General features: G+C 55.0%; 18 protein-coding genes and 7 pseudogenes. 14 read left to right on the forward strand and 11 right to left on the reverse strand.

From position 1 onward, the window contains the following. Positions 1–193: 193 nt before the first annotated feature. Positions 194–1366: an ISH3 family transposase gene (locus N5096_RS12585; RefSeq protein ID WP_267665182.1), complete on the reverse strand. Its 1173-nt coding sequence runs from the start codon at positions 1364–1366 to the stop codon at positions 194–196. Between the two features lie 189 nt (positions 1367–1555). Between N5096_RS12585 and N5096_RS12590 the strand changes: the two are divergent. From N5096_RS12590 to csg, 5 genes and pseudogenes are all read left to right on the forward strand, one after another. Beyond that, positions 1556–1669: pseudogene (locus N5096_RS12590) on the forward strand (IS5/IS1182 family transposase); the annotation flags it as partial. Between the two features lie 127 nt (positions 1670–1796). Further along, positions 1797–2504: pseudogene (locus N5096_RS16550) on the forward strand (homing endonuclease associated repeat-containing protein); the annotation flags it as partial. A 119-nt stretch (positions 2505–2623) separates the two neighbouring features. Continuing rightward, positions 2624–2854, forward strand: a pseudogene (locus N5096_RS16555) (homing endonuclease associated repeat-containing protein); the annotation flags it as partial. Between the two features lie 153 nt (positions 2855–3007). Continuing rightward, a complete protein-coding gene (locus N5096_RS12600; protein ID WP_267665184.1) occupies positions 3008–3361 on the forward strand; it encodes a homing endonuclease associated repeat-containing protein in 354 nt (117 codons plus the stop codon). 460 nt (positions 3362–3821) lie between these two features. After that, complete coding sequence (gene csg, locus N5096_RS12605) at positions 3822–6656, forward strand: HVO_2072 family ArtA-dependent S-layer glycoprotein (protein WP_267665185.1); 2835 nt, start codon at positions 3822–3824, stop codon at positions 6654–6656. Positions 6657–6794: 138 nt separating this feature from the next. Here the strand turns inward: csg and N5096_RS12610 are convergent, their stop codons facing one another. Next, positions 6795–7544 (reverse strand): homing endonuclease associated repeat-containing protein, encoded by a 750-nt coding sequence (locus N5096_RS12610; protein ID WP_267665186.1) that lies wholly within the window; start codon positions 7542–7544, stop codon positions 6795–6797. A 413-nt stretch (positions 7545–7957) separates the two neighbouring features. On the opposite strand from N5096_RS12610, the gene N5096_RS12615 reads away from it, so the two are divergent. After that, on the forward strand, positions 7958–9238 hold the full coding sequence (locus tag N5096_RS12615) for an RNA-guided endonuclease InsQ/TnpB family protein (protein WP_267665187.1): 1281 nt from the start codon (positions 7958–7960) through the stop codon (positions 9236–9238). Positions 9239–9723: 485 nt separating this feature from the next. Here the strand turns inward: N5096_RS12615 and N5096_RS12620 are convergent. Continuing rightward, positions 9724–9951 (reverse strand): annotated as a pseudogene (locus N5096_RS12620) (hypothetical protein); the annotation flags it as partial. Between N5096_RS12620 and N5096_RS12625 the strand changes: the two are divergent. Further along, positions 9947–10332: pseudogene (locus N5096_RS12625) on the forward strand (restriction endonuclease); the annotation flags it as partial. The pseudogenes N5096_RS12620 and N5096_RS12625 overlap by 5 nt on opposite strands. A 163-nt stretch (positions 10333–10495) precedes the next feature. Here the strand turns inward: N5096_RS12625 and N5096_RS12630 are convergent. Continuing rightward, positions 10496–11296 (reverse strand): annotated as a pseudogene (locus tag N5096_RS12630) (DEAD/DEAH box helicase family protein); the annotation flags it as partial. Positions 11297–11359: 63 nt separating this feature from the next. After that, positions 11360–11719, reverse strand: coding sequence for a hypothetical protein (locus tag N5096_RS12635; RefSeq protein WP_267665189.1), 360 nt, complete (start codon positions 11717–11719; stop codon positions 11360–11362). A gap of 61 nt (positions 11720–11780) precedes the next feature. Here N5096_RS12635 and N5096_RS12640 point away from each other — a divergent pair, with 61 nt between their 5' ends. The 4 genes from N5096_RS12640 (at position 11781) to N5096_RS12655 (ending at position 17111) form a co-directional block, all read left to right on the forward strand. Further along, on the forward strand, positions 11781–12767 hold the full coding sequence (locus N5096_RS12640) for a DUF8137 family protein (protein WP_267665190.1): 987 nt from the start codon (positions 11781–11783) through the stop codon (positions 12765–12767). Between the two features lie 1040 nt (positions 12768–13807). Further along, positions 13808–15133 (forward strand): Cdc6/Cdc18 family protein, encoded by a 1326-nt coding sequence (locus tag N5096_RS12645; RefSeq protein WP_267665191.1) that lies wholly within the window; start codon positions 13808–13810, stop codon positions 15131–15133. Positions 15134–15533: 400 nt separating this feature from the next. Continuing rightward, positions 15534–16517 (forward strand): DUF7983 family protein, encoded by a 984-nt coding sequence (locus N5096_RS12650; RefSeq protein ID WP_267665192.1) that lies wholly within the window; start codon positions 15534–15536, stop codon positions 16515–16517. A 357-nt stretch (positions 16518–16874) separates the two neighbouring features. Further along, positions 16875–17111, forward strand: coding sequence for a hypothetical protein (locus N5096_RS12655; protein ID WP_267665193.1), 237 nt, complete (start codon positions 16875–16877; stop codon positions 17109–17111). Between the two features lie 63 nt (positions 17112–17174). On the opposite strand, the gene N5096_RS12660 is transcribed toward N5096_RS12655, so the two are convergent. Then, positions 17175–17444 carry a DUF8110 family protein gene (locus N5096_RS12660; protein WP_267665194.1) on the reverse strand — a complete coding sequence of 90 codons (270 nt, stop codon included), beginning with the start codon at positions 17442–17444 and terminating at the stop codon, positions 17175–17177. A 167-nt stretch (positions 17445–17611) separates the two neighbouring features. Here N5096_RS12660 and N5096_RS12665 point away from each other — a divergent pair, with 167 nt between their 5' ends. Beyond that, positions 17612–17905, forward strand: a complete 294-nt coding sequence (locus tag N5096_RS12665) for a hypothetical protein (protein ID WP_267665195.1) — start codon at positions 17612–17614, stop codon at positions 17903–17905. A 103-nt stretch (positions 17906–18008) separates the two neighbouring features. After that, positions 18009–18446, forward strand: a complete 438-nt coding sequence (locus N5096_RS12670; protein WP_267665196.1) for a TRAM domain-containing protein — start codon at positions 18009–18011, stop codon at positions 18444–18446. Positions 18447–18494: 48 nt separating this feature from the next. Here N5096_RS12670 and N5096_RS12675 read toward each other — a convergent pair whose 3' ends face one another. Further along, the gene (locus N5096_RS12675) at positions 18495–18842 is read right to left on the reverse strand and encodes a DUF6788 family protein (RefSeq protein ID WP_267665197.1); all 348 of its coding nucleotides are present in this window, start codon (positions 18840–18842) and stop codon (positions 18495–18497) included. 227 nt (positions 18843–19069) lie between these two features. Here N5096_RS12675 and N5096_RS12680 point away from each other — a divergent pair, with 227 nt between their 5' ends. Beyond that, positions 19070–19570: a hypothetical protein gene (locus tag N5096_RS12680; RefSeq protein ID WP_267665198.1), complete on the forward strand. Its 501-nt coding sequence runs from the start codon at positions 19070–19072 to the stop codon at positions 19568–19570. Positions 19571–19756: 186 nt separating this feature from the next. Here the strand turns inward: N5096_RS12680 and N5096_RS12685 are convergent. The 4 genes and pseudogenes from N5096_RS12685 to N5096_RS16265 all read right to left on the reverse strand — a co-directional run bounded on the left by N5096_RS12685 (position 19757) and on the right by N5096_RS16265 (position 21375). Then, a pseudogene (locus N5096_RS12685) lies at positions 19757–19938 on the reverse strand (hypothetical protein). A gap of 231 nt (positions 19939–20169) precedes the next feature. Then, positions 20170–20337, reverse strand: coding sequence for a DUF7837 family putative zinc-binding protein (locus tag N5096_RS16660; protein ID WP_449272313.1), 168 nt, complete (start codon positions 20335–20337; stop codon positions 20170–20172). A gap of 364 nt (positions 20338–20701) precedes the next feature. Next, positions 20702–20881: a hypothetical protein gene (locus N5096_RS12690; protein WP_238992731.1), complete on the reverse strand. Its 180-nt coding sequence runs from the start codon at positions 20879–20881 to the stop codon at positions 20702–20704. Further along, positions 20878–21375, reverse strand: a complete 498-nt coding sequence (locus N5096_RS16265) for a methyl-accepting chemotaxis protein (protein ID WP_241981505.1) — start codon at positions 21373–21375, stop codon at positions 20878–20880. Before N5096_RS16265 ends, N5096_RS12690 begins: the two co-directional genes overlap by 4 nt. Positions 21376–22758 lie beyond the last annotated feature (1383 nt).

Genomic DNA, 22758 nt, shown 5'->3' on the forward strand with positions numbered 1-22758 from the left:
CTGAGCGCGATCACCGAACCAAACATTTGGCCGTATCTTATTGGCAAGGATTTATCTTAATCACTATGAGTGGTAGCTGTGTGAAGGTAGATATAGAACTCACAGACGAAGAGAATCAAGCGAGGGAATCTTACCTAGCCGTCAGAGACGAGTGCTGTAGCTCAGGAGACGCTTACTAAGGCCGCGGGCTTGCTCAGCCCGCGGCCGGTGCGTACGCCTCCGGCACACCGACACCGTTCATTTCGACCTTCCAACTCCGCTCTAGTTCTTCCTCTAATGCATGTCTGATCCAGTCAGAGAACGTTTTGAATGTGAACTCTTCAGGGAGGTCGCGCCCGCCCCGCCGTGGGCGGGCGACGACCGCCCAACGAAGCACGAGCCAGAGGTTCTCCAGCAAGAACCCAACCAGGACGAACGCAAAGCGGACGATTGGATCTTGTGTCGTCGTTACCACCCGTGCTTGACGGAAGACGCGATAACTCGTCTCAATCGCCGAACGTTTCTGATAGAGTCGTTCGACCTGCTTGGGCGTGCGATCAGCCAGATCGCACGCCACATAGCCACGAACGACCTCTCCGCTCTTGCCACGGTCTCCGGCTTGATACGAGACAGCGACTGCAAGCGGGAATTTCAGTTCCCGCTTGCAGTCTTTGTACATCCGATAGGTCGTCATGTACGAACAGTGCGTGTCTAGCTTCCTCTTCATGCGTTTGCCCTTCTTTTGGACGGGAACGACAGTCGCAGCAATGTCACGTGACCGCCGCAGGATGCGTTCGTTGTAGAAGCCGCGATCAGCCAACAGAAGGTCTATCTCGAGAGGATAGGCCTCGATGCGGTCGAGGATACGCTCGACCGCATCGGCCTCACTCTCATCACTTCGCACGTACGTCATAGCCAACGTCACCGGCTTCCCGTTTGAAACGAGGTATGCTGAGCAGTAGCGGTGACACGTTGTTGTACCGTCTTTAGCCGCCATTCGACAGAGTTCGCCGCTCTCGTCGTCGTACGTCCCGTGGTAGGGGTTATCAACGAAATCAATGGAGACGATCCTCGACCGGTCAGGGTCGAGGATCGTCATTGCCATCTCCTTGAGAAGGTCGTTAGCAATCCGTTCTAGCCACTCTCGGTTGAGAGTATCGAGCCAGTCCATGACAGTGTCGTCACAGGGAGCGTTGTCGTTGTCTTTGCAGGTTTCCCAGACAGAAGTCTGGTTCACTGCTGCAAGGGTGACGACAACCCAGATCTCGCCGGGATCGAGGGGCGAGCCCTCGATTCCCGGCAGCGGGAGCTGTTCAACGAGACCTTCCGCTAGTTCTTTCACGTCTGTGGCTGAAAGAGAACCGTCTGGCTGAGGAATCGTGAACACATTCACTCAACCAGACATCTTCCTCATGAGAGCTACGTTTTAGCTACAGCTCTCAGACCGGTTGGGAAGTACCGATTTTAAGCTACGGATTGTCAAATCTCCGGCTGGCTATCCCTGCGTGGATTGGTTCAGAATTGTCGGATTCATCCTGCGGCTGAAGCCGCAGGTATTCTCCTTGTATCTGTATAATCCCCCGAGGATATTGATATTCTGCACGGTGACAAGGGCTGCGACGACCAGAAGATCAGACTGGTCACCCGTCAATACGAGGTTCAGCCACTAATCAAGCATCGTGAGTTCACATTGCCCCAAAAGGGCCTGTCACGCCCATGGCTCGGCTCTTTTCGTATACGAACCAGTCAACCCGACGTAGTATACGCACAGAATAGTTCCCAGAACACTCATAGGGCCGGCCGGCGCTCTCCCGGATATGCCCTCGCACAACGATGAAGAGATTCTCGACGAGATCCGTCGCGTCGCAGATCTCCCTGACGTTGATGGAGTGCCGAGCAGGTGCGTGTTCGACGATCATGCCGAGCAGTCATCGTCCACGGTAATGCACCGCTTTGGCTCGTGGAGGGCTGCAGTCGAGCAGGCCGGTCTCGACTCGAAATCACCACCCGACAAGATCCCACGCGACGAACTCATCGCTGAACTCCGCTGGCTTCGTAATGAGGTGGGCCAGATTCCGACTGCCGATCAGATGGACGAACATGGCGCGTACGCGTACATCACGTACTACGAGCGGTTCGGCTCGTGGGCGGACGCGCTTGAGGAGGCCTTCGGAGAGGTGCCAGACCGCGAGTGGGAACACGTCTCTGACGCTGAACTCATCGCAGAGCTACAACGACTCGCCGAAGCAAACGATGGTCAACGTCCGACGACGGTCGATGTCCAAGAACGCGGTACCCACGCGAGAACGACGTATCGAGACCGGTTCGGCTCGTGGCGAGACGCACTCAAAGCGGCCGGCTTCGAGCCACCGCCGCCACAGCGCGTGACCACCGAAGAGCTACTCGCCGAGTTGCGGCGGCTTCACGACGACTTGGGAGGGAGACCTACGACAACGGTCGTTCGCGAGCACGGGTCATATTCGTGCCAGACGTACTACAGCCGGTTTGGTTCGTGGGACGACGCGCTCGACGCCGCGTTCGAGACCGTTCCAACCGACGCTATCGATGAGGGGGCAACGAGGGGTCAGACACCAAAGCATACTCAGACGAGGAACTCCTTGACGAGCTCCGTCGCCTCGCCGACATCGCCGGTAGTGACGGAGCGCCGTCGGTTTCCGAGTTCGATGAGTACAGCGATATCTCAGACAGCACGATCCACCGGCGCTTCGGGTCGTGGAACGCAGGGGTCAAACGAGCGGGCTTCGAGCCACGCCAAGGCGGGACCACGATTTCGGACGATGAACTGGCCACGGAACTCCAGCGACTCCGCGACGAGGTTGGGCACGCACCCACAAAAGCCAAAATGGACGCGCAGGGTGCGTACGCGTCGGCAACGTACAAGAACCGCTTCGGCTCATGGACGGCGGCGCTCGTCGAGATCTTCGACGACGTGACACCACCACTCAGTGCCCGGGGATCACAAGACGGTGCGCAGTTGACGCCAAGCAACCCCGACTTCGGTCCACGTGTGTCTACGGGTGACCTGCTCGCGGATCTACAGGCGCTTGCTGACGACCTCGGTCACTCGCCGACCTCGGAAGACATGCGCAAACACGGATCCCACAGTACAAGCACCTATATGCGACGGTTTGACTCGTGGACTGACGCACTGGAGGCGGCTGGTCTCGACACACCAGACCGAAACAAGATCACGGACGCCGAGCTCATCGCTGATCTCCATCGTCTCTGCGACGAACTCGGAGAGCGACCAACCTCAACAGATGTCGCTCGTGACGGCGAGTACGGACTTGCCACATATCAGCGTCGCTTCGGTTCGTGGGGTGAGGCGGCTGCGGCGGCGTTCGACGACGCGGACGCATAGTTGGAGCTTCTCGAAGTCTGTGTGGGAACGCAGACGACTGGGCAAGTCCCCTACCTAAGAAACAGCACCCAGTCGCCTGAGGGGGTCCGAACCCGTCTTGATCAAAACAAAGCGCGTATGTAGATGTTCCGGTCGGATGGAACGCACGGCCCCAGCTGAGCCCGAGTATCTCACTACCTGTTGCGGCTATTCTATCCCTCTCTCAAATTTGAAAACGACCGTCTGACGCTTGCTACGTCCTGTGCGTGGCATTCACACACTCTGAGAGGCACACAAAGCATTTATATCCGGCGGTGATTGTCCAATACGCTGTACCCCTGCCAACGCAGACAATGCGACATCAATGCGAGTAATCCAAGCCAAGTCCGGTCGCGCCCTCGATACAATGTCGGTCACCGATGAACGGGCAAACGAGGCGAGGACAAAGCAGACTGTCGCACTGTAGATAAGACAACAAACAATGACAAACGACAATAATACACGCTCGAAGGCCAACGCGGTCTTCTTCAGTGTGATCATGGTCATTTCCATGGTGGCTGTCGGCTTCGCTGCTGCGCCTGCAGCGGCCGTTGACGGTAGTAATTCAGAAGTCACCTTCAATGACCAAGTCGAAGAGAGCGGAAACGTAGCGGTGGACGTGAACAGCTATTTCGATGGAGCTGGCTCAGATGCAGCCATCGTCCTAACGTATGAAAATTCCTCCGGAACTCCGATCATCGCCGGTATCAACAGTAGCACGGGGATTTCCGATGGCGGCGGCGGTAGTGTCAGCGTTGCCACTGATAACGATACCGGAGTCCCCGGCGAGCTTACTGCTCACTTGTTCAATCAAAGTACAGTTGGTGGATTCTCCGCGGGTGTAGACGACCCAGCCCCTCAGACAGGAGTCCTCACCGACACCGCCTTTGTTACCACCTCGAGTCAAGCACAGCGTAGTGCTGGCAGCAACAACGCCTTCGACGGCTCCAGTATCTACCAGGGTGAAGACACGATCAACTTCATCCCGCCGAATGCCTCCGTTAACGGTGGTACAATCGATGCACAGGATCTTTCGGGTACTGCCGGCAACCGCGAGGGTAGTCCGCTTCAGCTTCCGATTCCAAACGATGAGAATACTGGTACCTACGATCTGAACGGTCCCACAGATGGTGACGGTGGATTCAGCGTTAATGTCGTTGAGCCACGGATCACCACCAGTGAGGTTCAACTCACCGGGAGCGGGAACGACGTCTCACAGGTCGGTCCCACCGCCGCAGAAAATCTCAAAATCTTCGCCGAGTGGAACTTCGGTGACGCAGAAAACCTCGCCATCACGGTTGAAGACCCGAACGGCGACGACATCACCGGTGAGGTTCTCACCAACGACCCTGATGGGAACGGCCAAGATGTCATTAGCTACGGTGAGAACGAGAGCGGTGAGGACGCCAGTGTTGGCCTTGACCTCTCAAGCGAGGATGCTGGTGCGTACACGGTCATCTTCGAGGGTAACGATGAGCTCGACCAGAGCGGCGTAGTCGAAGAGTACACGATCGAACTCACCAACGAAGATGATCTCACGCTCGAAATGGCAGAGGACTCCGTCACGCAGGGTAGCAACACCGGCTACACTGTGAGTGGCGGGACCGATGGCGACGTGCGTGTCGTCGCGATTGAGGAAAGTGCGTGGGCAGACGAGGTTAGCCAAACTGATGCTGAAGACGTCTTCCGGAACGTCCAAGATGTCAACGAGGCGGACTCTACGCGCGATTACGCTTACGCGCTCGTCGAGATTGACGGCACGACAGCTGCCGGTTCGATTGACACAGGACTGCTCGATACTTCGGACGTCACCGTTGAGGTCTACGGTGTCGATGACATCACCCAAGTGGACGACGATAACTTGGAGGACGACGATGACTTCGAAGTTGTTGAAGGCGAACTCGCGCTCGACAGTCCGACCGGTGACTACGTCATCGGTTCGGAAGTCGACGTGAACGGTTCCGCCGAGGCGGCCGACCAAGTCCAGATCTACGCTCTCAATAACGACGACTGGGAGCGCGTTCAGATTGGCGGCCAGCCTAGCATCGACGTTGACTCCGACGACACGTTCGAAGTCGAAGACGTTCAACTTAACCAAGGCAGCAGCATCCTGTCGCTCCCCGGTCGGTACAACATCGGCGTAATCGACGCCGAGGACGGGGATAGACTCGGACCCGAGATCAACACCTCCGCGTGGAGCAGCAACGACGGTACCCGCGCGTCGATTAATGTTCAGGCAGGCGATCTCTCCGGTAACTTCGGCACGATAAACGGTCAGTTCGCCGTCGAGGATAGCAGTATCTCTGTTGAAGGCGCCGCGGAAGGCCAGGACGAAGTCGTCGTGGCCTTCGTCGGCGAGCGCGGAACCACGGACGTTGATACAATCTCCGTCGACAATGACGGCACATTCGACGAGGAAGACGTTGACGTCAGTGACCTCGACCAGGGTGCTGCATCCGCACACATCATCTCCGTCGGCCGTGACAGCACGGTCGGAGACGGCGTGCTTCCGGACGCCAACTCCAGCCAGGTTAGTGTTGACCCGACCGGTGAGCTGAGGGACTTCATCGACGAGCTCGATGACAGTAACTCGCTGACCGGTAATCAGGTTCGTGACCGGATCGTCGCGCAGACGACCGAGGCCGACGCTACGGACGACCTGATGGTCTCGACGACCTTCCGCGTCACCGAGGGCTCGGTCTCGATTGACTCCGTCTACCCCGAGGAGGCTCAGGCAGACGGCGTCAACCCGGTCGCAACCGGCGAGACGATGGTCATCGAAGGCTCGACCAACTTCCAGCCTGACGATAACTCCATCGTCCTAGAGGTGCTCAACCAGAACAGCAACTCCGTTGACTCCGTCTCCGTTGATGAGTGGGAGAACGACGGTCAGTTCAGTGTGACTATGGACACCACTGATCTGGAGACCGGCACGTACACGCTCGAAGCGGACACGGGCGACGCGACGGACTCCGTTGCAATCGAAATCGTCGAAGAGCGTCAGGATCCTGACGACGGATCTGACGGCGACGACGGCAGCACCGACGGTGACGACGGCAGCACCGACGGTGACGACGGCAGCACCGACGGTGACGATGGCAGCACCGACGGTGACGACGGCAGCACCGACGGTGACGACGGTTCCACTGACGGTGACGACGGTGGCTCCGACGGTGACGACGGCGGCACCGACGACAGCACGCCCGGCTTTGGCGCGCTCGTCGCTCTGGTCGCCCTCGTCGCGGCCGCGCTGCTCGCGACCCGGCGCAACGACTAACGTCGTTGTGGCGGCCGCAGCTCACGTCGTATAACTATCGGCCTACACGGGCCGACCCACACGCGGTTTTTTATTTGATTCATGCCGGCCAGCAGCGCTGCTCTCACCTGCGAAAAAACCGCGAGCGCCAGCGTTTCACTAATGGCTCGCTGACTCTGAATCCCCCTCGTCGAATGCTGCGTCGAGAACCGCATCCCACGAGTCAAACCGCGAGTAGTAGGTCTGTGTCGAGTGGCGGCCGTGTTCGGTGACCATTGTCGTAGTCGGCTTGCTCCCGAACTCATCACGGAGTCGCCGAAGGTCGGCAAGCAGCTCCGCCGTTGTCACCGCCTGTGACGCCGGCGGTTCAAACCCTGCTTTCTCAACGGCAGTTCGCCACGATCCAAACCGGTCTTCGTACGTCTGTACCGAATGCGAGCCGTGCTTTCTGAGATCTGTTGTTGTTGGGGGTTCGCCATCGTCGTCGGCGAGCTGTTGTAGCTCGGCGAGGAGTTCGGCATCTGAGACATGCTCCCACTCCCGGTCGGGCACCTCACCGAATACTTCTTCAAGCGCATCAGCCCACGATCCGAACCGTTCATAGTAGGTAATGTACGCGTACGCGCCGCGCTCGTCCATCTGGTCGCCTGTTGGGATCTCGTCGAGGACGTTGCGTAGCCGCTGGAGCTCCTCGATCAGAGCATCCCGTGGAATCTTTTTGGTGGCTGTGTTCGGCTCAAACCCCGCTGCTTCGACCGCCGCATTCCACGATCCAAACTGATCTTCGACAGCGGAGAGTCCGATCGTTCCGTGTTCTTTGAACGTACGGGTACTTGGTGGGCCGTCTGTGTCAGCCGCTGTTGCCACCCGTTGAATCTCTGCGATGATCTCGTCGTCGCTGTGCGCCATACGACAGGATTGCTCGTCGGTGATTATAGAATGCAAGGAAAATACGCGCACCTTCAGGTCTGTCTCTTACCCACAAATCGAGTCGTTGCCGAAATCGATTATTCCGCGCAAAAGTTCCGATATCTACAGATACAACACCTTTATGAAGCGATTTTGCCGGCCTCGTATATCCGTATTCAGTAACCTCCCGCTGCCGATATCAACGTCCGAATCACTCCTTATCTCGATCTTGCGACTATAGATCGGACTCGACAGCGTCTGAAACGTCTGTTTGAGGCTCGGTGAACGTATGGGTAAAAGACAGACCTTCAGGTGCGGGATGAATCCGACAATACGTTCAACCATCCATACTCAAAACACCCGACTGGATATTCCAAGCTATTAAACAGTACACTCTCATAAGAATAGCTAAGATGACGACTACCCGCCGTACACACGTCTGTTGCATCCAAAACCACTCACAAGTGGTGGATGCGCTAGACCGACACGGGTGGTCGGCATCAAAACTGTGGAACGTCGCCAACTACTACGCCCGCGAGCGGTGGGGCGAAACCGGCGAAATCCCTGACGAAGACGAACTGAAAAACGAACTGAAAACCCACTCCAAATATAACGGACTGCACAGCCAGTCCAGTCAGAACGTTCTCGAAGAACTTTCTGAAGCCTTCAGTTCGTGGTACGGTTCCGATGATGACAGAGACAACCCACCGGGCTATCGTAAGGAAAACTACTACGACGTCCACGGCAACCGCGTTCACGAAGAACACCCGCGTTCGACGGTGACGTGGAAGACGAACGGCATTCGCCACGACGACAAGCACGATCGGCTCCGACTCAGCAAAGGAGCCAACCACAAGGATGGACGCGACTTCATCCTCTGTGAGTACGAAACGCCACCCGAGGTTGAGTTGGAAACCATCCAGCAAGTCCGAGCTGTCTGGAACTCGGGCAAGCAACGGTGGGAGCTACACGTCGTCTGTCAGTACGACATCACCGCCGAATCACCGAGGGAGAACGTGGCTGGTGTTGACCTCGGTATCTGTAACCCTGCCGTCGTCGCGTTTCCCGATGAGGCCTTGTTGTACCCCGGCAACCGACTCCGGGAGGATAAGCACTACTTCCAACGCGAAGAGTACCAGACTGAGGGGACCCACGGCCCATCGAAGAAAGCACAGTGGGCGCGTGAGAAGCTGTCCCGTCGGAAAGATCATTTCCTGCACGCGTTATCGAAGGATATCGTCGAGCGGTGCGTCGAACACGGTGTTGGCACGCTCGTTGTGGGCGACCCGAGCGGTGTAGACGAGAGCGATTGGGGTCGCCACGGAAACAAGCGCCTCGACAATTGGGCGTACAAGCGAGTAATGAACCTGATTGACTACAAGGCCCGTGAACACGGTATTGAAGTGGAAATGCGGGACGAACGTGGTACGTCATCGTCGTGTAGTGTCTGCGGGTACGAAGATAGTGACAGTCGGGTTGAACGTGGGTTGTGGAAGTGCGACCGATGTGGAGTGGTCGTTCACGGTGACGTGAACGGTGCGGACAACATCAGACAAGAACCGCTAACCGTGACTCGTCCGCTCGGTTCGGACGATAGCGGTAACGGCTGTTTGGCTCAGCCACGCGTCATCCAATTCGACCGGACTCGCGGATTCCAACCGCGAGATGCCCGGACGGATACCGCGAAACCCTAATATCCCAACGTTCGGGATTTCTCCGCCTTCAGGCGGAGGAGGAAGTCAAATATCTGCACACAATTACGTACTATTCTTAGACCGGCCTGTGGTACGTGTGTGCCACCTAACGCGTCACTGTCGTAGAGCGGGGAGTCGACCCCACGGTCTCATGTTCGCTGGATTTCGACTAGCTTGGTGTCGCTACCCACCGTCTACAATTGAACGAGCAGCGACCAGTTGCGATCTATGACCATTCTGCTTGGCAACGTCTTTGCTACTGAAGTCTCTATAGGATCTACTATAGGAACACCCAACAAGATGGTACACTATCCTATTGACGTACTCACCCGCCTGAAGATGGGGTGAATCCCGAGTGTTGGGATATTAAGGTTCACACTCTTCCTGTTCTCTCATGTCGCTCTTCTGTAGAAGATTGTTGATACATTCGTCGCTAGCTGAGCGGAAACACTAATCGACTTTCTAAGCACCTCTGCGGTGGGATCCTAATTTGATTCACGCACCCGTAAAATAGCAAGACTACAGTCCATCAACAATGTGCCACACAAGAGCCCTCTCATGTTGAACGACCCGCTCTCGCGGTCGAACAGGAAGACTCCGGGCTGTGCCAACCAGCCGTTACTCATATGCCCCGTCGGGGGACTCTGAGTTATCGTTCTACGGATATTCACCGCGCCATTCACGTCTGCATTCATCGTCGTTTCACACGACGAGGACGCCCACGAGACCGACCAGTAGGGCCACACGGAGACGGATTTCTGCCCGCGTTCCGGATCACAAACCTCACAGAGACCGAGGCAGACCTGATCGAGCACTTCGTGCCGGTTGCCGTCGACGAGGCAGGCGGTTTCGCGAACTTCCGAGAGACGGCGAGGAAAACAAATTCACTCGTCGATCGACTGAGGACGATCGAGTTGCCCGACGTCAATAATGTGGCTGACGACTTGGAGAACTACCTGCAGACGAAGGAACGCGCCGGGGAGATCAATGCGAAAATCAAGCAGACAGACAAGCTCATCGACGAAATCGTCTACGGGCTGTACGGGCTCACCGATGAGGAGATCGAGATTGTGGAAGAAGCAACTACCGAGTAAGTCGCTTCTGTGGTCGTGATTATTGCGCTAATTACGCCCACTCGATGACACGACAGACCCGCAACGGGCGTTTTTCGAGTTCGTTCACACGACATCTGATATCAATTCCTTATGTAACATACAGATAACACCGGGAAGCAAGAGTTACATAAGGAATTACGATGGTGAGTCCGACTTGGAGGTGAATCGTTTCGTACTCGCTAAGAAACTCGCCAGCAAGCTCGTCAACGTCTTCTCGATAGACGACAGTACCGAGTAGGTCTTCTAACTCCTCGTGTTTGCCGTCAGCACGCTCGTAGGTGGCCGTGAGTCCGAGCCGATATGGGGCAATCGTCATCTCAGGGATCTGCTGGTAGGTCGGAGCTGGTAGGTGGTGTACCTCGTCGACCACAAGGAGTCCAAACTTGTCGCCGTATTCGTCGATATAGCGGTAGGCGGAGTCATAGGTCGTAACCGTGATGTTTGTGATATTGTGGCTTCCGCCACCGAGAACACCGACCCCATCAGGGAGTTGGTCGCCGAACGCGTTGGTGAGCGTCGCGTGCCACTGGTTCATCAAGTCGATGGTGGGCACAACGACCAGCGTACTTACCCCCGCATCAGCAATCGCTTGGACAGCGAGGAACGTCTTTCCGCTTCCAGTCGGGAGAACAACGCTTCCCTGACGGTCGTTATCCTGCCACGCTGAGAGGGCTTCCTGCTGATAGTCCCGCGGTTCGATAGCAACCGAGGGAGTGAAATGAAACTCTGAGTACGCACGGGCATCATCTTCAACATCAGCTACGGTCGCTGTGGATGCTTCAATCGTTGCTTGCTCGTTGGGGTCAGCCAGCCAGTCACAGATGTCGCAGTAGTGTTGTGCTCGTGCCCGATACTCCTCGACACGCTCGTCCCACTCAGCATACGGCACAGCATCAGGAGCGTCTTCAAGCAGAATCGTGCCGTCTTCAAAGGCAAGACGCATTCAACCCTGTCCATGCGGGTAGGATACTTGTCTGTGCTGGGGTAGGCACGTCAACAGGGGGAGTTACGTCGAGAGGTCGTTGGCTATTGAGCGTAGCTCACTCTTTGTCGGATGACTTCCAATCTCGACGGTCTCATCCCCAGCCCAGAACCGAAACTGCTGATGGTCAACATCGAAATGGACTCCACAGGAGATCTCGGGGTCTGCCTGCTCATAGTCGGACTTGCTCACATTCTCTCCACCTTGGAGTGTTTCAAGCAGGTACTCAGCGACGTGTGGGCGTTGCTTCATCGCTAAGATGTGGTCGGTTGCGACGTGTTTGAGTACCTCTCCGCCTGTGGCGTATCCGTCGCCGACGAGATAGAACTCACCGCTAAACTCGTATGATTCGACTCGGATGCTGAGAGCATACGTATGGCTCATATGCTACCATCATCGCTTCACGTCACAAATATTACGCCCACGTCTGTTGTAGAGACGCGTAATGAGCCACGAGTGTGACGACTGTGGAGAAGAGTTTGAGACACTGTCTCGACTCCGTCTCCACGACTGTTCCACGGACACGAGTTTTGAGAGCAGTAGCCCAACCCATCCTGACGAGAGAAAACAGGAAGACGTTGAAGAGCATTCCAACGAGGAACGAATTGGAAAGCTAGACGACCTGTTAGCGACGGTACGCGACGGAGACTCAACTGCCCTCCATCAGGCGATGGCGACGTACGAGACACGGTTGGCGTCGGCACACGAATCAGGGAGATCTGACAACTATCGGAATATCTCCAGAGCGTATCGAGAGGAACTGATTACCGTACTTGACGACGCAACACAGACGGAAGGATTTAGCTTCCTTGCGGAGTTTCTCAACGCCTACCATCCAGAGACAACCGACGACCTCCCACACGTGACGACAATTCTCCAGAATGTCTCCAGTCGCTATACTATCCGTACCCGACTATCAGACGGTGTTGAAGCCGTCCCCGTTCCGATATTAGAGTTCTTCAGTTCGATTCTTGATCAGCTTGAGGAAGACGGATACGATTTCGTCAGAGAAGCACTCCATCCGTACGGCTGGGGAGTCGGGCATCCAGACCATTCGGTTGCGGACGATATCTTCGAGCACGCCTCGTCAAGTCTCCCGCTCGTGAATGCGATGCTCGAACACGCGTTCTATGCCGACCAGCATTCAGCCGTAGAACTGCTAGAAAAACTGGTTAATGACGAGTCGGTTCGACAGACACTCCCATATCGGTCTGGTGAGATTTCGGGAACACGATACCTGCTGGATGCACCTGCGGGGGCAGTTAGCGACTTCGAACCAACGATACCGCGATATTGGGAGTGGCAGGAGGAATTGGATTACGAATTTGAACTAGATGACGACCTAGAACAACGGATTCGACAGCTCGTCGCAGAACACGGAATTGACGACGACCTACCTAGCGACTGGGGGGTTGCTGACCTAACTCTGTGAGGTTAGGGGCGACTCAGACTCAACGGTGTAAAAAGAATCCTTGGGAACGGCTCTGTGGTACTTTCTCAGCTCATACGCACCGAAACCCATCATATTCTCACGACACGGGGGCGATGCGGGGAACTATATCATTAGTATCCATACCGTCATAGCATTCGTCTTTAGATAATACTCTCAGTAATACTCAGCAGACGCTGTTTTCGGGCAAATTTCGTCCGTACACCCTTTCAAAGCTCCAGAAACACTGGTTTTCAGCATCTCTTATCGTCTGATTTCGTAGCGAACAGCGTCTCAGCCAATAGAACTGACTCTCCGACTATTCTGAGTTATAATCTAACCTTGAGTATTACCAACGATGTTAGCTAAAGACGACTGATAAATTCACCAGACACCCACCAGTGTTTCAGGAATTAATGTAGCTGGTCAGACACCATTCTCTAGAATTCGAGTGAGTGCGTTACTCAAAACGGGAAAGTGGTCAACACTCGATTTGGAGAACTGGGAAGCCCTCTATCGGGAGACTAGAGACCGTACACGTCTCTCGAGAATTCCTCTGGGGAAGAAAAACACGACATCCTCAGATGATCAATTAAACCGAAGTAACGGATGCCGTTGGGACCCCCACCACTGTTTCAGCAATTCAGCCGAATTAGAGATCGGGTCGAATACGAAGACGAGTCCCGCCAGAGGTGTATCTGTTATAAACTGTTCAAATGTAGGTTGCTATACTTGTTTAAACATCTCTATCTACTCTCCTACTACTACACTTACTACTACTAAAGGAAAAGAATATATAATATAATAACTGTCGCTGCGTCTTTAATCCGGCTGAAATAGAGGTAACAGTGGCTGAGAACCGTGTCTTCGTACTGTAACGTATATTTCGGTTGGAACTAATCGCCCCCACTCTTTGGCACGAGAATTGCTGAAACGGTGGTGGGGGTGTGGTCTGTCTATTTCGTTTGGAATCACCGGTTGACGACATTCAAGACATTGCTGTAACCGGGGTTTTATTATCTCTTGCTCAGAGGATTCCGCATATGACCCAGTTCTCGAATACCTCGCCTATTTTCCAACGAGAAGAGGTCCTTCGTGAGGAATACCATCCCGACAATCTCCCCGAACGAACTGACGAGATGGAAGATCTTCATATGTCACTAGCTCCCGCGGCTCGCGGAGTCGGTGCCAACAACGTGTTCCTCCACGGGAAGGCCGGTCAAGGGAAAACTGCCGCTGCGAAAGCCAAACTCTCCGAACTACAGGCACATGCCGAAGAAGAATCCGATCATCTGGACCTCACGACGGCATATGTCTCCTGTGAATCGCATGATCTCTCAACGTCATACAAGGCCGCTTCCCGTATCTACCAGGAACTTACCGGCAACAGCCGGCCGACTGGTTACGCAACCGACGTCGTGATGGACATGATGTTCGAGGCGATGAATGAGATCGGTGGCACGATCATCATCGTCCTCGACGAAATCGATACGCTCGGAGACGACGACCGGATTCTCTACAGTCTTCCCCGAGCTCGAGCGCAGGATTACGTTGAAGACCACGTCTTCCCCAGCATCATCGGCATCAGTAACGACCTACAGTGGCGGGATAATCTCAGTCCGAAAGTGAAGAGTTCGCTCTACGACGACTCCGTCCTATTCTCACCGTATGATGCGACGCAGCTCCAGCAGATCCTCCGCCGGCGCGCAGCGAAGGCTTTCCGCGATACAGAACTGGCTCCGATCAACGAAGTCGACACCGATGGAGTTCCGCAGGGAACTGTCGTCGAAATCGACCAATCCGGGCAGGAGTATCTGTTTCGGAATGGTGTACTGACCGATGACGTGATCCCACTCGTCGCTGCACTCTCGGCACAAGATACGGGCGACGCTCGTCAAGCGATCAAATACCTCCGCAAAGCCGGCGAATTGGCGGATAAACACGGTGACGACCAAGTTGGTGCGGAGCACGCCCGTGAAGCCCAGGCACTCGTTGAGCGAGAAGCCGTCGTTGAGGCTATGCGTGAAATGACGACACAAGCCCATCTTGCCCTTGCTGCGCTCACTGCCCTGGAACTTTCCGGGGATGCTCCCGTCCGAGCCAAACCGATCTACGGCGTGTACAAGAGTGTCGCCTCACGAATCGATGCCGACAAACTCGGTCAGCGACGGTTCAAAGACCATCTCCGTGAACTCGACATGCAAGGTATCGCCGAAGGCGAAAAGGTGACGGCGGGTTCGATCGGTGGTCCTGCTTGGGAGTATCAGCTCCAAGTCGATACCGAGATCGCTGTCGAAGTTCTCAAGGATACGGCTCGGTTTGCAGATATCGATTTCGAGCATATCAGTGCTGATCGACCGAACGCGTAGTCTTGTTGTTGGGGTGATTTTCAACTCCCTGTTCATCTATACAACACCCCCCACCGTTTCAGCAATTTCAGGATACATAGCGACCTCCTCTGCTCTTCTGAGGACACCCCACCATTTCGTGAATTCTTGCTGATAACACGTGTGGCGTGGGACTGTCTGCCTCGCGTGAAATCTCCGAAAGTGGTGAGTATATTACCATCTCAATCAGGCAGACGGAACTCACGAAACGACCACTGTCACCCCACACCTAGGCAGTACTGGGGACCTTGGAAAGATCCTCTGAGGATAGGCTCAGAAATTAACCAACAAGCTGGCGCTTCCGTTGTTTCTGTTGGTTAATCACGGAGAGAGCTATCACACACGCCCGTATGCTTTTGTCTCGCAGTACTGAATCGCCAGTATGTCGTTTCGAGTGACGTGGGACAATCTCCTCGACAACGTGGAGGAGCTTCCAGCAGACGCTACACTCCTCACTCCGCTCTCTCAGAAGCCGTTTCAAATTACCGACGTCCAGCAACACCGAGTGCTGATCGAGTATCAGGCCGACAGTGAGACCGTCCCGCTCCAGCGAGAGCAGTTTGAGACGCTGTTTGAGCGTGTCGCCGATGCGACTGGGTCGTTCGATCTCGATCGCCTCCCACCCGGGGCTGAACCGTATGCCACCGTCATGAGTCTCCATCCGCGATTCACTATCGACGATCGGGACGGCACCCTCTCTGAAAGCGAGACGCCAACAGCGTCGCCACTCGTCGATCCGCACACGGTTGAACAGGACGATGGTCCACGAGAAGAGCCCGACATCTCGGTGTACGCAGATGCGCTTCTGTTGATCGACGCGCTTGAGCAGCACGATGTGATGTCACTCACCGAACTAGACGTGCCGACGCTCGTAAACCTCTACACGCTGCTGTCCGACGTCCAGCGCAACGCCAACGATCTTCGCCAAGAGGTCCGTGGCGTCTTGCTTGACCGCCTCCATCACGATCAACCTGTGAGTGGTCAATACGGGTCCGTTCAACGGGCTGTCCGCCGAAATCGAACACTCAAAGATGACGAAACGGTCCTTGAGCTACTGGAAGCAGAAGGGATCGACCCCGAGCGCGTGATGACCGTCGACACGAGCAAACTCGATGACGCGTTGGAGGTAACGTCACTCTCTGAATCCGATGTGTACGAAATTGAAGAGAGCGAGTATGTACGGAAGGCAGACGTCGACGAAGCGATGAAAGAAACCCGTCTCCAAGGGCTCAAAGACCAGTTGGCTGGAGCCGACGAAGACACGACCGAGCTCCAAGCTGAAATCGAAGAGCTGGAGCAGCGTATTACCGAGCTCACCAGCTTTGACTCCGGGACATCCTTCCATACTCGTTCAACTGGTGGGTAGCCAGAGTTTGGGAGAATACTGTCACAGCTGAAACTGAGGAAAACTGTCCGACAGTACCCGTTGGGAGAGGAGATACCGGCCACGAGAACTGGCTAGATAGTGTATCCGGACAGGGCGCCATAGAAGAGTTGCCGCGATATTTATTTCGTGAATTTACAGCTGAATCAGCCGATAAAACGCGCTTGTAAGTTGACTAATCTAAGGGGCCAGCGCTCTGGGTAGGCCTATGTTTGATTTTGCCTAGTTTTGGATTTAATTTGTCACCTGTGTTGATCCGTGGTATAATCAAAAACCAATTAATACTCTCAAGACATAATGAGGTACCTTAATATGTCTAACAGTAGTATCGCCCAGAAAATGCCTAAAGTATTCGCTGGCTCAGATGACTCGTTCATATCTGCTTGGCAGATATGGAAGCGGAGAAACAAGGAGTATGAGTCATTTGTCCTTGCTCAAGGAGACACAGTCGTCTTCAGAACAGCAACTGAGAGTGGAAACGAGGAATACACTTGGTATGTGGGAATCGAAGAAGACGAACTACCTGAAGACGTGGAACTTAACGGTTGTACTGTTCGAGATAATCGGGGAGAGTAGTCACTTACAGAGTCACACTATATCCTATCTTGCCGAGAGGACGGGATAGTTGCCCTAGCAAATTCACTCTGAGTCGGAGCCAGCATTCTGAAGATTCTCTCGATACTTTCTGAACGCATTTGCCCTGTCACGTTTCTCTTGTTCGGTCAGTGTATCGTATTGCTCCTCATCATAGAATGGTAATTCTTCAACAGGGGGTACATCCATGATCACTCCTAAGGCAGTGATTTTGGGTGAGTAGTTTTCGATAACCCATTCTTCGCTATGATTTTTAACCGCTTTTCTGATGAAGGGGGCAACTTCAGGATATTCCTCTTCAAGATTGTCGCTCATAGTTATCGAAGAGTAGTAACTATGGTGTAAAAACTACTACGGCGCTAAAACACTGTACTGAGCGATTTACGGGTCAGTCAACGAGGTGTAGGCAGAGTTCTGTAACACTCTCTCCGGACCGTGCTCAAGTTTGGGTATTTATCAGTAGAATACACCTAGGACCTGGTATGACCGACTCGGCGTCTCCAAGCGTCTCTGTCTCGTTATCTGAGCCGACTAACATTTCTACAGTCCTAGACCGGGCCGGAATCGATTATGTCCCCGTTCATGAGCAGCGACTGCTGGCGATTTATCGTACTGGCATTTTCAATGTGACAACCGAACCGGAGTCAGTGTCGAATGCACGCATGCTCGAGATCGAATGCTGGGAAGCCCCACTCCCGTCTCGTAGTGATGAGCGATCGCCACAGGAGCTTCTCGAAGACTTTGCGGCCGTGTTTGATGCTGGCGATGAGTCTTGAAGTGGTCTCTCGGGTACTTTGGTCAGACCGGCGCTAATCAGTTGAAAACGCTAGAAACGCTAGAAACAAGTCCGCTGGCACGAGTCAACATAATACGCGATTTATGAACATTTCTGAGACGCTCCAGACACTGTATACTGCGACTGTTGAGCAAGACGATGGCACCTACCAGATACCTGTGCCTGACCGTGAGATAGCCACGGGGACACTCTCTGAGGGTGAAACGTACCGTGTTGCGCTCATATCGACATCGACGTCGGATACCGAACCCACCGACACGACTGAGGTCACTCAGTCAGCTGACCACACTGGTCAGCAACACGAATACGACGGCCCGCCTGTCGAGGAAGGTGAACAGCGAGACGTTGAAATCGAGAACCTCGGTGACCAAGGTGACGGGATCGCGAAAGTCGAGCGCGGCTACGTTGTGATCGTTCCCGAAACGAGTGTCGGGGACCGCGTCACCGTCGAGATGCAACAGGTGCGTGAGAACGTTGCGTTCGCTGATGTCGTTGATGACGCCCTTCACGGGGAAGTCTAGGACCGCAGGTTGGCACGAACGAGTGGTTATGGCAAACTTCTCACACCACTACTCACTTTCTGGCTTACCGACGTACTCCGATTTCATCGTCCCGTTCTCACGATAGTAGCGATAGAGATACGGACCGTGCATATCCGCGTGATTCCCGCTGGCACATTTACAGCTGTCGTCGCCACAGGTGACTTTCTCTTTGACGACGGTCCCGCGTCCTGCGCCATCGGACTCCTCAACGGGCTCGGCAGCCTCGGGAAGCTCGTCAGTGTCGACCGACTGGTCGCGATACTCGATGAGCGCCTCAATATAGTTCTGTACCTCTTGGAGTGTCCCCGTATCCTGTTTTGGGAGCCCCTCTGCGAGATACTTCGGGAGCGAGGTGGGTGGTGACGGCTGCTCCATACCTTATGTAACAACTAGTCCCACTTTAGCGCTCGGGTGACACATAAGGCACTGAACTCGCTTTGCCAACTGTGAGCTCTTCAGCAATTACTCGAGATCGTAGGTCGCAATCTCGTGAGAGCTACCCTGTGAGCATTCATCAGTATCGAACGGGTCTGATGAGGAACCGGAGACGCATGTCTCCCCCCACAAGTAATGTAGATCGAATGAGTTGGGACGTGTAACGAATGGGAGACTCGACGGATCCAGCCCCTCGTATCACGGATCTTTCGTCGATCGAGCCGGAGAACTTCAAATTCCGGAATACACAATTTCTGAGAGCAGACGGCCATCACTACGACAATCCACACGACGAGTCGTTCCTTGAACAGCGAAAGGAGATCTGGCGAGTGAGAAACGGCGATCTCGAACGGGTTCTCGAGGAGTTCCCAACTGACCGGCCGCTTCCCGAACAGTGCGCGCTCTGGATACACGCGCTCGTAGGGAAACACTTCTTCCCGGATGGGAACCACCGTACTGCGATCGTTACATTGCGAAAGCTGCTCCGTGACAACGGGATCGAACCGGGAGAATGGTCGACGGAGCGGGTCAAACGGGTACGGGCTGAGTCACACGACGTTCGAAGAGAGATACCTCTGATCCATCTCGACAGATTGTATGAAACGGACGAGCTGTATCGCGTCTGGCTTCAGTTCTTCGGCGAGGTCCTTCCTGAAGAGTATCGCTGACTACTCTTCGTCGTCGTCGGTGTCGTCGTCTGCGAGCGCCTCGTACAGTTCCTCGTTCTCCTCGACGTCTTTGGCCATTTCTCTCTCACTATCCCAGTTCATCGTATACCGTTGTCTAAGTGTGCGTACAGTGAAAAGCGTATCTCTTCCCGGGATGCTCGTTAGTCGACGTTGACCGACTCACCACTACCCACTTCCCGGCTTCTCGATGTACTCCGATTTCATCGTCCCATTCTCACGATAGTAGCGGTAGAGATGCGGGCCGTACATATCCTGACGATCTATCTCGTGGAGCGTCTCCGTATCCTGCTTTGGGAGCCTTCTGCGAGATACTTGGGTAGCGAGGTCGGTGGTGGCGGCTCCTCCATACCTTATGTAATAATTGATGCCATGTTAGCGTTCGGATGCTACATAAGGCATTAAACTTCTCCACCAACTGTGACCACTTCAGCAATTACTTGAGATCGTAGGCCCCAATTTCTTTAGAGCCACACTGTGGACACTCATCAACGTCCTTCTCCACGCTGTACCCACAGTGACGGCACTCGTGGTGCGTTGTCGATGGCAGCTCGAGCCTGGCGATCTGCCGGATGAACTGTTTACTTAGCATCGGTGGGGTCAACGATCTCGCCACAGCTAGGGCATTCGGCCCACACGCCTGTGTCGCCGCCAGCGGTCTCATAGTGGATGATTGCGTGCCGACTCGTGACTGTCTCGCCACAGAACGAGCAGTCGCCACGGACAGTCTCTGGGTCATCAGGAGTCATTCTCACGAGTTCACGGGCTACTTCGAGGGGGAGAGGGAGCGTGTGACACCGTTCTGGAGCTGATCCGGTTGTTGGAACCGGCTCAGTGGTGCCCCCTCTCTTCAAAATTAGAGACTCTGTGACTTATAGTTCGGGCGAGCGGGGCGAAAGTACTGTTCCGGGGACAGCAGCGTGACTATAGGTCATGAGTAGCCATCGCACGCGATGTTATAGATCCCAACTGTGGTCAGGGTTCTTCCGCCTGAAGACAGAGGGAGATGTCAAAAAAGACGGCTACAGGAGATGGCCTGAACTATCGATATTCCGGAGATAACGGCGGAAACGTGGTGTGGGTGTGTTGTTCTGTCTGTGGGGCGCGGACCGCTCAAACTGACCGATTCATCACACTCGCCAGTTTACGGTCAATCTGTTCAACCTGCCGGGTGAGATCCGAGACCATCTCTGTCTGGCTCTCGTTTTCGGCCGCGATCTCTGCGATTTCCTCGCTCACGATGGTCGCCCGTTCGGAGACGTCGTCGACGGCACTCGATATCTCTTCGGTCACGCTTGCCTGTTCGTCTGTTGCCTCCGCGATCTCGGTGATCCCACTCTCAGTTTGCTCAACTGCCGTGAGAATTTGTTTTTGGTTCTCGAGGACGGCTTGATGTCGTCTCTCGCAGACTGTATCACGTCGTTGGCTGCGTCCACTTCGGCGGTGGTTTTGGAAGCCTTCTCCTTGATCCTCGCGACAATGTCTTCGATCTCGTCAGCTTGGTCTTGCGAGCGATTCGCGAGGTTCTTCACCTCGTCGGCGACGACCGCGAAGCCGTCGCTGTTGCTCCGCGCCGCCTCGACGTTGGCGTTCAACGCGAGCATGTTCGTCTGCTCGGCGATGTCGTTGATCACACCGACGAGCTCTTCGACTTCTTCGAACTCGTCTTTGAGGTCCGCGATGTCGTCATTTCCTTCGCCGTCCCCGTCGGTTCGCCGCTCCCGTAGTATCGCTGTCTCGCTGTTGTCGCCTCCGCCCCACCGTCGCGTCACATCTGGTACGGTCACGGTCGCGTCTCCCCGCCCACCCACACCACACCGCTCACATCGCGACCGCGATTCTCGATGTCGTCGACCGCGCCCCACCCCGCACTCTCGCATTGTGATCTGGCCCCCACCTTCTGTTGTCGCCCCGCCGCCGCTGTTCGTCGTCGGGTGTCGTGTCGTCTCGGTGGTCCCCCTCGTCGCTGCGCCCTCGTTGGTTCGTCCTCGATGTTGGTCGTGGTTCGAAGTCGCCTCGTCGCTTCCAGGCTGTCGGTCTGGTCTCTGCTGGTCGCCGCCGGTCGTCGGTGGTCGGTGTCCCTGCTGGTCCGTCCTCGCTTATCGTTGCTCGTCGAGTTGTCGCTGTCGGGGTGGTCTTGTTGGTAGTGTCGCGGATCGCCTCTGGGGTGTTGTCGATCAGCTGGTGGTCCGTCGTCGAGCGTCGGGTCCAATTTCTCGTTGTGCCGACCGTCGGTCATCCCGGTTGGGGTCGTTCGTCGCTTCGGGTTGATCGATGCCACGTGTCGCCGCCGACGCTGGTGGCTCTTCCGTTGTCGTCTCTGTCGCTTCGACTGTCGGCTGGTGTCTTCCCCTGTCGTCGGTTCCTCTTCACCGCCTCGTGTCCCCGTCTCTCTGCGCCGCTCACTCAGGGTTCCATCCATTATCATATCCTTGATAGTCTCTCCTTCGTCCGCTTTCCGTTTCCCCCGGTTTCCCTCGTCCGTTACCCGGCTCCGCCCTGACTCGTTCGCTACGCGACTATCTACTGAACTTCATCTGCCCTGAACCCTAATTGTGTGAATTCGGCTGAACGTATTAGACAACCCGAGGTTCTTTGATAGACTCTCTAAATCTCTTTCGTCCGATGTCTGAACGTATGAGCCGCATTTTGTGGGTGGTGTTCTAAATACGAACCCCCCGAATCCCGCCGCCATCTGGTATTTATGAGAAAATACAGTTGAGATATATAAGTTAATAGAGGAACCCCCAACCCCCACGCCGTCTGGTATTACTGGTAAATTTGGGCCGGATCTAAGAGCTATATACAGTATGGTTGAACCCCGACGCTGTCTGGTATTTACAGTATTATATATGGAATGTGTGTATCGGAGAGCCGTCTGGTATTTATGCTAGACTACCGCTGGTTGACGATCGCGAATCGGGCAGTAATACGAACCCTCCGAATTCGGTTCACGTCTGGTATTTATCGTGGTATATACGAGATGGCTGTATCGCCTCGCCATCTGGTAAATACGAAAATCTCGGTTTTGGGTCCGTTCAGGCTGTCGTGGTTAATATGGCCTCCCCTAAATCACGCTGCCGTCTGGTATTTACGATCGCGCTCTTCTGTAGGAGATTGTTGATACTGTTGAGCTGTCGCTGTGGAGTCGAAGAGGACAAGGGCACCGC

Source organism: Halorubrum yunnanense (assembly GCF_026586675.1).
Classification (GTDB): Archaea; Halobacteriota; Halobacteria; order Halobacteriales; family Haloferacaceae; genus Halorubrum; species Halorubrum yunnanense.

Excerpts from the sequence above, each read along its gene's own strand:
- N5096_RS12675 (WP_267665197.1), bottom strand. The coding sequence starts at position 18,842 with ATGGAGCAGCCGTCACCACCCACCTCGCTCCCGAAGTATCTCGCAGAG.
- N5096_RS12640 (WP_267665190.1), top strand. The coding sequence starts at position 11,781 with ATGAGCCACGAGTGTGACGACTGTGGAGAAGAGTTTGAGACACTGTCT.
- N5096_RS16660 (WP_449272313.1), bottom strand. The coding sequence starts at position 20,337 with ATGACTCCTGATGACCCAGAGACTGTCCGTGGCGACTGCTCGTTCTGT.
- N5096_RS12670 (WP_267665196.1), top strand. The coding sequence starts at position 18,009 with ATGAACATTTCTGAGACGCTCCAGACACTGTATACTGCGACTGTTGAG.
- N5096_RS12655 (WP_267665193.1), top strand. The coding sequence starts at position 16,875 with ATGCCTAAAGTATTCGCTGGCTCAGATGACTCGTTCATATCTGCTTGG.
- N5096_RS12610 (WP_267665186.1), bottom strand. The coding sequence starts at position 7,544 with ATGGCGCACAGCGACGACGAGATCATCGCAGAGATTCAACGGGTGGCA.
- N5096_RS12635 (WP_267665189.1), bottom strand. The coding sequence starts at position 11,719 with ATGAGCCATACGTATGCTCTCAGCATCCGAGTCGAATCATACGAGTTT.
- N5096_RS12615 (WP_267665187.1), top strand. The coding sequence starts at position 7,958 with ATGACGACTACCCGCCGTACACACGTCTGTTGCATCCAAAACCACTCA.
- N5096_RS12660 (WP_267665194.1), bottom strand. The coding sequence starts at position 17,444 with ATGAGCGACAATCTTGAAGAGGAATATCCTGAAGTTGCCCCCTTCATC.
- N5096_RS12650 (WP_267665192.1), top strand. The coding sequence starts at position 15,534 with ATGTCGTTTCGAGTGACGTGGGACAATCTCCTCGACAACGTGGAGGAG.
- N5096_RS12680 (WP_267665198.1), top strand. The coding sequence starts at position 19,070 with ATGGGAGACTCGACGGATCCAGCCCCTCGTATCACGGATCTTTCGTCG.
- N5096_RS12665 (WP_267665195.1), top strand. The coding sequence starts at position 17,612 with ATGACCGACTCGGCGTCTCCAAGCGTCTCTGTCTCGTTATCTGAGCCG.
- csg (WP_267665185.1), top strand. The coding sequence starts at position 3,822 with ATGACAAACGACAATAATACACGCTCGAAGGCCAACGCGGTCTTCTTC.
- N5096_RS12645 (WP_267665191.1), top strand. The coding sequence starts at position 13,808 with ATGACCCAGTTCTCGAATACCTCGCCTATTTTCCAACGAGAAGAGGTC.